A 7899-nucleotide genomic window follows, 5' to 3' on the forward strand; every position below is an offset into this window, starting at 1 on the left:
TGACCACGCCCAGCAGGATCGCGCCGGTGTTGGCGGCCAGCCGCCACCGGCCGCGGGTGTTCCGGCCCCGGGCCTTCCGGGAGCCGCCGGTGTTCCGGGGACCGTCGGCCGGCCGGGGGCCGCCGGGGCCCCGACTCGGCTTCGCGGCAAGGGAGTTCGCCGGGCTCACAGTTCGTTCCCCGTCCGTCGCAGGGTGCGGATGTACAGGACCGTCGGGATCACCAGGATCAGCAGCATGATCACGCCGATCGCCGCGCCCAGCCCGTACTGCGAGGAGGCGAACGCCTTCTGGTACGCGTACACGTTGAGCACCAGGTTCTGGCCGGCGATGCCGCCGCCCTCGGTCATCACGTAGATCTGGGTGAACACCTTGAAGTCCCAGATCACCGATTGGATCACCACGATGGTCAGGATCGGCCGCAGCATCGGCGCGGTGATCCGGCGGAAGGTGGTCCAGGTGTTGGCGCCGTCCAGGGCGGCCGCCTCCATGATCTCCTCCGGGATGGCCCGGATGCCCGCGTAGAGGGTGACCATCACGAACGGGTAGGAGTGCCACACCACCACGGCGCCGACGATCAGGAACGCCGTCCACCTGTCGTAGAACCAGTTGAACTCGTGGAAGCCGGAGAGCCCGAGCCCCTCCAGGGTGTGGTTGACCAGGCCCAGGTTGGTGTCGAACAGGAAGCTCCACACCGTCGAACCGGTCATCGCCGGCGCCGCCCAGGCGGCCATCGCCGCGGTGGTCAGCACCAGCCGCGGCCACCGGCCGACCTTAGTGAGCAGCACCGCGAGGGTGGCGCCGACGGCCAGGGTGGCGACCACGCAGAACGCGGCGAAGCCGACGGTCTGGAACAGCACCGTCCAGAACTGCTCGTCCTCGAGGATCTTCGTGTAGTTGCCGAAGCCGACGAAGGAGGTCGGGGCGCCGCCGGAGGCCTGGGCCTGCCCGAAGTCCAGGACGGACAGCAGGCCGAGCTGGTAGATCGGATAGGCGACCAGCGGGATCAGGACGACCGCGGCCGGCAGGAGCAGCAGCAGCGGGGGCCGCCGGCGCCGGCCGACCGGGGGTGCGGCCGGCGCCCTTCCCCCACGGCGCCTCTGCGAGGAAGGCGGCGCCGGGGCGGTCGAGGTGGATACGGACACGTGCGGGACCTGCTCTCTGAGACGAACCGGGAGGGGGGCCGTCCGTACGCGGCCGGTGGCCGCCGCCGGCGGTCGGGCGTCAGTGCGCGGCGAAGGCCGAGGAGACCTGCGCGGCGGCGTCGGCCGAGGCCTTGGCCACGTCCGCCTTGCCGGTGACGACCTGCTGGAGCATCGTCGGGATCACCGACTGGGCGTCGATCTGCGCCCACGCCTGGTCGAGCGGGACGAACCTGGTGCCGGCCGCGATGGTGTCGGTGAACGGCTTCAGGAACGCGTCCTTCGCCGCGACCTTGCCGCTGACGGACTTGAGCGTCGGCAGGTTGCCCATAGCGTCGTACATCTGCTCCTGGTACGCGGGGCTCGCCAGCAGCTCGGCGAACTCGACCGCCAGCGTGCGGTGCTTGGCCGCCTTCATCACGCCCAGGTTGTTGCCGCCGGCGAAGGCCGGGGCGATCGAGCCGGCCTTCTCACCGGGCAGCGGCACCACCCCGTACCTGCCCTTGACCGCGCCCGCTTCCACCTTGCCGCGGTTGGAGTTCAGCAGCACCGCCATCGCCGACTTGCCGGCCGCGAACAGGTCGACGGTCTTTCCGCCGGTCAGGTCCGCGCACTGCTGGGCGGGGCAGCCGTCCGCGCCGAACAGGTCGGTGTAGCGCTTGATCCCGGCCTGCGAGGCGGGCGAGTCGATCGCCGCCTTGAACTTCGAGCCGTCCTTGGTGGCGATGTCACCGCCCGCGTCCCAGACGAAGGGCAGCGCGGCGAAGGTGTACTTGCCGCCGACGGCGATGCCGAAGGTGTCCGGGTGCGCGGCGTGGATCTTCTGGTTGGCGGCGACCAGTTCGGCGTACGAGGTCGGCGGGGCGAGGCCGGCCTCGGTGAACAGGTCGGTGCGGTAGTACAGCGCGCGCACGCCGACCCACCAGGGCAGGCCGTAGGTCTTGCCGTCGACCACGGCGGTCCTGGCGATCGACGGGTCGAGGTCGCCCTTGGCCTGCCACGTGTCCAGCTCGGCGGTGATGTCGGCGAGGCCGCCGGCGGCGACGTAGCCGGGCAGGTCGGTGTTGCCGAACTCGACCAGGTCGGGGGCGCTGTTCGGGTCGTTGAACGCGCCCTTCATCTTGGCCGCGCGGGCCGAGGCGTCGGTGTCGATGTAGCTGACGTTGACGGTGACGCCCTGGTGGGAGGCCTGGAACTCGGTCACCGCCTTGGCGACCACGGCCTCCTTGGCCGCGTTGCCCGCCTCGTTGTACAGCCAGACCTGCAGGGTGCCGGTCCGGTCGTCGGCGGCCCTGTCGCCGGCCGGCGAGGCGGTGCCGGGGGCGCAGGCGGTGGCGGCCAGGCAGCCGGCGGCGAGCACGACGGCTGCGGCGGTCCGTCCGATGAGTCGCATGGTGGAGACCTCCCCTCCCGACAGCTGCCGCCGAGACGTCCGCCGCCGGGGACGGGCACGTCGAAGCAGGCCCTGACCGGGGCCGATGGTGGGTGAAGTGGTGGGGGTACGGCAGGGCGCAGCGCTCGGGTGGGGCGACGTCGCCTGCTCGATGGCAGGGACGTTAGGCGGGGGCGATCGGCGCCAACAAGAGGGAGTTGGTGAAAGTTTTGCACTGCACAACGTTGTATCGAAGATGCGGCGATCAGGCTGCGAACGGGTACGTTCTGACAACCGCCGCCGACCTGCGGGGGAACACCGGCCGAACGACCACCAGGGAACGGACCCATGACGGAGACGGCGCCCAAGAAACCCGCGACCGAACGCAACCAGTCCTCCTCGCTGCGCCGAGCGCTCGCCGTCCTCGGCTACGTCCGCGACCACGGCGACGGGCGCGGCGTCCCGCTCGCCCAGCTCGCCGACGGGCTCGGCCTCAACAAGAGCACGGTGCTCCGGCTGGCCGGCCCCCTGCTGGACGAGCACCTCCTCGACCGGGACCGCGAGACCGGCTGGTTCCGGCTCGGCCACGGCTCGCTGCGGCTCGGCCAGGCCTACCTGACCACCCTCGACCTGCGCAGCGTCGCCGCCGAACACCTGCGCCGGCTCCAGCGCGAGGCGGGCGAGACCGTCCACCTGACCGTCTGGCAGGCCCCCGGGATCGTCTACCTGGACAAGGTCGAGGACGAGACCAACGTCCGGATGGCCTCCCGGGTCGGCAGCCGCGCCCCCGCCTACTGCACCGCCACCGGGAAGGCGATCCTCGCCTGGCTGCCCGAGGAGGCCGTCGCCGAGGTGGTCGCGGCCGGACTGCGCCCGGTGACCGCCTGGACCATCGCCGACGAGCCGCGGCTGCGCGCCGACCTGGCCCGGATCCGCGCCCGCGGCTACTCGATCGACGACCGCGAGAACGAGCCCGAGGTCCGCTGCGTCGCCGCCCCGATCTTCGACCACACCGGCGAGGTGACCGCCGCGCTGTCCGTCTCCGGCCTCACCTCACGGATGACCGCCGCCCGGGTCCGCGCCCTCGGCCCGGTGGTCGCCCAGGTCGGCCTGCGGATCTCCCGCGAGCTGGGCTCCGACCGCCAGCCGTCCTGACGGCGGCCCCGCTGATGGGCAGCCGTGCTCACCGGCAGGCGTGCTGACCGGCAGGCATACCGGCCGCCCGGCCCGTTCCCGGGAGACGCGAAAAGGGCCCGGCGCCGATTGCACGGCACCGGACCCAGTCCGATCATGGAGCGCCAGGCCCGGGTCGCACGGACTCTTCCTACTGAAAGTAGGACGTGCTCTGGTAGCACCGCTGACGCCTGAGGAGGAATCACTCCCTCACAACGAGAAGTACGGTAGCAGCTCCGTGATCGTTCACCGAATCGGGGGCGATCCGCGCGACCGGCCCCGGCATCCGCTCCGCGGACAGGGCCTTAGCGGCCGCTCCCCGCCGCCGGCTCCCCCAGGCCGCGGCCGCGCTCCAGGGCCTCCAGGTCGCGCTGCAGCGGGGGGCGCGGGACGGCCAGGACCGGGCAGGTGGCGTGCCGGACGCAGTAGGCGGTGACGGAGGGGTGCACCAGTCGGGCGAGGCGGCCGCGTTCCCGTCCGGCGCCGAGGACGAGCAGGTCCCCGGGCCGGTCGGCGCACCGCACCAGGGTGTGGCCGGTGTCGCCGCGGACGGCCTGGCAGCGCAGCCGGACGCCCGCGTAACGCCCGGCGAAGGCCTCGTCGAGGGCCTGCCGCAGCCGGGCCACCGCGGCGTCGCGGCCGGCGTCGACCACCGGCGGGCACGGGGTGCGGCGGTAGCCGAGTTCGTCGCCCGGCGGGGTCCAGCAGAGCACCGCGAGCACCTCGACGTCCGCCCGGCGGGCCTCGGCGACCGCGCGGTGCAGCGCGGTGAGGCTGCCGAGCGAGCCGCTGACGCCCACCACGATCCGACCCTCGTCCGCACCGCTGTCCGTCATGGCCCCGCCCCTGCCTCTCCGTCCGCCCGGGTGCCCGCGCACCGGACCGCGCCGGACCGGGCCGCGCGCCGATTCCACCTCAGCAAAGCGGTCCGCGCCCGTGCGCTCCCGCTCCGTTGACGCGGCTCTGACGTGGAGCCCGTCCTTCCGTACGCGTCCCTGATGCCGCGCGGGCGACGCGCGCTCAGGACTTCGGCGGCACCGGCGGGTCCGACGGCCGTGCCGGGTCCGACGGCTCCGCCGAGGCCGGCGGCGTCGGCGGCACCGGCGGCGTCGGCGGCTCCGCGTCCCAGAGGTCCGCGAACATCCGGTCCAGGTGCTCCTCCCCGACCGGCGGGACCGGCAGCGGGTGGGTGGCCTGGGCGCGGAAGCCGTCGAGCAGGAGGGCGAGGTAGCGGCGCCAGAGGTCGGGGCGCAGCTCGGTGGCGGCCGGCAGGGCGCGGCAGAGCGGTCCGAGCAGGAAGAGCAGGTCCATGGTGACCACGTCGCGGCGCATGGTGCCCTGCTCCTGGGCGCGGGCGATCAGGGCGCCGACGGTGGCGGCGTGGCCGCGGCTGATCTCGATCATTCCGGGGATGGTCGGGATGGCCTGGGTGACCAGGTCGTTGATGCCCCGGTCGGCGGCGACCAGCTCGAAGATCCGCCCGAAGTACCGTTCGAGGCCGCTCCAGGCGTCCTCGGCGGCGAGCGCCTCCTCGCCCGCGGCGGCCAGGCCGCCCCCGGCGTCCGCGAACACCTCGCCGATCAGCGCCTCGCGGGTCGGGAAGTGCCGGTAGAGGGTGGCGTTGCCGACGCCGGCCTCCTTGGCGATCTGGTCCAGCGGCACGTCCAGGCCGTGCCGGGAGAACATGTCGCGGGCGGCGGCGAGCAGCAGGTCACGGTTGCGCTGCGCGTCCCGCCGGAGCCGCCCAGGGGGGTTCGCGCTGCTCGGTGGTGCCATGCCCCCGACCCTAGCAAGCGCCGGACGAATCCACCCGGCACCGTCCGCCACCCCCGCTTCTGGCCTCAACTCCCCTGCGGGGCCCGCGAGATGGACGGCACGGCGGAGCGGCGACCGCGCAGGCGGGGCTCCGGCCCGAGCGCGGCCGGGTGCCGCGGAAGCGGCCGCACGGCGATGACCTCGGCGGGGAAGTGTGCCGGGGTCACCGCCGTGTGGGACGCCTCCCGGGACGGTCCCGGGGTGGTCGGCCGGACGGTTCAGCGGGCGCTCAGCAGGACTGGTTGATCAGGTAGAACGAGGCGTAGTGGTCGCCGGTGTAGTAGTCCTCCCGGTAGGCCTGGCCGGTCACGATCCGGCGGGCGCCACGGGTCGGGGAGCCCGGGGTGACGACGGTGTACTCGTGGTAGTAGCCGTAGTACTCGCTGGGCAGGACGTGCTCCCGGTTCTGGAAGACCACGCCGTCCTGGGAGTAGGGGAACGGCCCGCCGGAGGCGATCAGGTCGAGGGTGTCGGCGGCCTGCGACGGGAGGGCGGAGAGACAGACCGTGCCGCTCACGTCGGCGTGCGCGTCGGTGGCGACGGCGACCGGGGCGAGGGTCATCAGGGCGACGGCGGTGACGGCGGCGGTGCGGGACTTCCACGCGCGTAGAGTGCGAGTCATGCCCACCAGTGTGGCGAGACACCGTCAACTCCGGAACCCCTCCAGTGAACTGTTAACCCGCGAGTAACTCCCTTGTTTTCATGGAGACTTGAGTCGTACGCCAACCTCCGCAGCACCTCCACACCGCACCCCCGGCACAGTCCGCGCGACACCTGCGCAACGCCTGCCCCCTCGCCCGCGCGCGCCGTCCACGAACCGCCCGTCCGACGCAGGGTCGACCGTCGTCGAACTCAAGCCGGAACTGTCCCGCCCGGACCGCGCCGCATAGAGTGCCGCTTGAAGTGCCGCACGGAGTGCCGCACGGACTGCCGCCTGGCGCGGCCCGTAGCGCGGCGGATCACGGCGGGCCGGAACGATCTCTGACGGGGTGGGCATGGGTACGGGCTCGGGCACGGCACTGACGGCCCACCAGCTGATCGGCCTGCTGGTCGACCCGGGCGGTTTCCGCAGCTGGGACGAGCCGCCGGCCGTCGATCAGGCCGACTCCGGCTACCGCGCCTCGCTCGACCGCGCCCGCGAGCGCACCGGCCTGGACGAGGCCGTCCTCACCGGCGTCGGCCTGATCGACGGCCGACCGGTCGCCCTGGTCGCCTCCGAGTTCGGCTTCCTGGGCGGCTCGATCGGCGTCGCGACCGCCGAACGGATCACCCGCGCCGTCGAGCGCGCCACCGCCGAGCGGCTGCCGCTGCTCGCCCTGCCGGTCTCCGGCGGGACCAGGATGCAGGAGGGCTCGGCGGCCTTCCTCTGCATGCTGCGGATCACCGCCGCCGTCCAGGCGCACCGCGCCGCCGGCCTCCCCTACCTCACCTATCTGCGCAACCCCACCATGGGCGGGGTCTTCGCCTCCTGGGGCACGCTCGGCCAGCTGGTCCTCGCCGAGCCGGGCGCCCGGCTCGGCTTCCTCGGCCCGCGCGTGTACGAGGAGCTGCGCGGCGTGGAGCTGCCGCCGGACGTCCAGCGGGCCGAGACGCTCGCCGGCCAGGGGCTGGTGGACGCCGTGGTACCGCCGCAGGAGCTGCGCGAGCTGCTCCGCCGTACCCTCGCCGTCCTCGCCACCGCACCGCCGCCCCCTTCCCCTTCCCCTTCCCCTTCCTCTTCTACTGCCCCCACGGCCGCCCCCGGCCACCCCGACGCCTGGGACTCCGTCCTCCGCACCCGCCGTCCCGACCGCCCGGGCACCCGAGAGCTGCTGCGGCACACCGCCGAGGAACTGGTGCTGCTGGACTCCCCCGGCGGTCGCGGCGGCGCGCTGGTCCGGGCCCTGGCCCTGCTCGGCGGGCGGCCCGTCCTGGTCGTCGGCCAGCAGCGGCAGACCCCCGAGCACGAGCGCCCCTTCACCGCCGCCGACCTGCGGGCCGTACGGCGCACCGCGCGCCTGGCCGAACAACTCGGGCTGCCGCTGGTCACCGTGGTGGACACGGCCGGTGCCGAGCTGTCCGCCCAGGCGGAGCTGGAGGGCATCGCGGTGGAGATCGCGCACTGCCTGACCACCCTGCTCGCGCTGCGCACGCCCGTGCTCGCCGTACTGCTCGGCCAGGGATCGGGCGGCGGGGCGCTCGCACTGCTCCCGGCGGACCGGGTGATCGCGGCCGAGCACGCCTGGCTGGCACCGCTGCCGCCGGAGGGCGCCTCGGCGATCGTCCACCGGGACGGCGCGCACGCCGCCGAGCTGGCCCGCTCCCACCTCAAGACCCGTGACCGCCGCTCGGACTGGGTCTACGGCTACGGCATCCCGGACTTCGCCGAGGGCGTGGTCCTCGCCGACCCGGAGTGGAAG

Annotated in this window: 7 protein-coding genes; 2 read left to right on the forward strand and 5 right to left on the reverse strand. The window is 73.7% G+C overall.

The window, feature by feature from the left end:
- Positions 1-165: 165 nt before the first annotated feature.
- Positions 166-1143: a sugar ABC transporter permease gene (locus ABZW03_RS32795; RefSeq protein WP_355266495.1), complete on the reverse strand. Its 978-nt coding sequence runs from the start codon at positions 1141-1143 to the stop codon at positions 166-168.
- Positions 1144-1222: 79 nt separating this feature from the next.
- A complete protein-coding gene (locus ABZW03_RS32800) occupies positions 1223-2533 on the reverse strand; it encodes an extracellular solute-binding protein (protein ID WP_355266497.1) in 1311 nt (436 codons plus the stop codon).
- Between the two features lie 327 nt (positions 2534-2860).
- On the opposite strand from ABZW03_RS32800, the gene ABZW03_RS32805 reads away from it, so the two are divergent.
- Positions 2861-3667 (forward strand): IclR family transcriptional regulator, encoded by an 807-nt coding sequence (locus ABZW03_RS32805; RefSeq protein ID WP_049650658.1) that lies wholly within the window; start codon positions 2861-2863, stop codon positions 3665-3667.
- 323 nt (positions 3668-3990) lie between these two features.
- Here the strand turns inward: ABZW03_RS32805 and ABZW03_RS32810 are convergent, their stop codons facing one another.
- The 3 genes from ABZW03_RS32810 to ABZW03_RS32820 all read right to left on the reverse strand — a co-directional run bounded on the left by ABZW03_RS32810 (position 3991) and on the right by ABZW03_RS32820 (position 6062).
- On the reverse strand, positions 3991-4521 hold the full coding sequence (locus tag ABZW03_RS32810; protein WP_355266501.1) for a universal stress protein: 531 nt from the start codon (positions 4519-4521) through the stop codon (positions 3991-3993).
- Between the two features lie 184 nt (positions 4522-4705).
- Positions 4706-5461 (reverse strand): helix-turn-helix domain-containing protein, encoded by a 756-nt coding sequence (locus ABZW03_RS32815; protein ID WP_355266504.1) that lies wholly within the window; start codon positions 5459-5461, stop codon positions 4706-4708.
- A gap of 268 nt (positions 5462-5729) precedes the next feature.
- Entirely contained in the window at positions 5730-6062 is a 333-nt protein-coding gene (locus ABZW03_RS32820) for a ribonuclease domain-containing protein (RefSeq protein WP_355266510.1), read from the reverse strand.
- Between the two features lie 433 nt (positions 6063-6495).
- Between ABZW03_RS32820 and ABZW03_RS32825 the strand changes: the two genes are divergently transcribed.
- On the forward strand, positions 6496-7899 hold a 1404-nt coding region (locus ABZW03_RS32825), incomplete at its 3' end, for a carboxyl transferase domain-containing protein (RefSeq protein WP_355266507.1).

It is taken from the genome of Kitasatospora sp. NPDC004799 (genome assembly GCF_040609095.1).
Classification (GTDB): domain Bacteria; phylum Actinomycetota; class Actinomycetes; order Streptomycetales; family Streptomycetaceae; genus Kitasatospora.

Bases quoted from the DNA above. Each gene is read 5' to 3' on its own strand.
- ABZW03_RS32800 (WP_355266497.1), bottom strand. From the start codon at position 2,533: ATGCGACTCATCGGACGGACCGCCGCAGCCGTCGTGCTCGCCGCCGGC.
- ABZW03_RS32805 (WP_049650658.1), top strand. From the start codon at position 2,861: ATGACGGAGACGGCGCCCAAGAAACCCGCGACCGAACGCAACCAGTCC.
- ABZW03_RS32810 (WP_355266501.1), bottom strand. From the start codon at position 4,521: ATGACGGACAGCGGTGCGGACGAGGGTCGGATCGTGGTGGGCGTCAGC.
- ABZW03_RS32815 (WP_355266504.1), bottom strand. From the start codon at position 5,461: ATGGCACCACCGAGCAGCGCGAACCCCCCTGGGCGGCTCCGGCGGGAC.
- ABZW03_RS32820 (WP_355266510.1), bottom strand. From the start codon at position 6,062: ATGACCCTCGCCCCGGTCGCCGTCGCCACCGACGCGCACGCCGACGTG.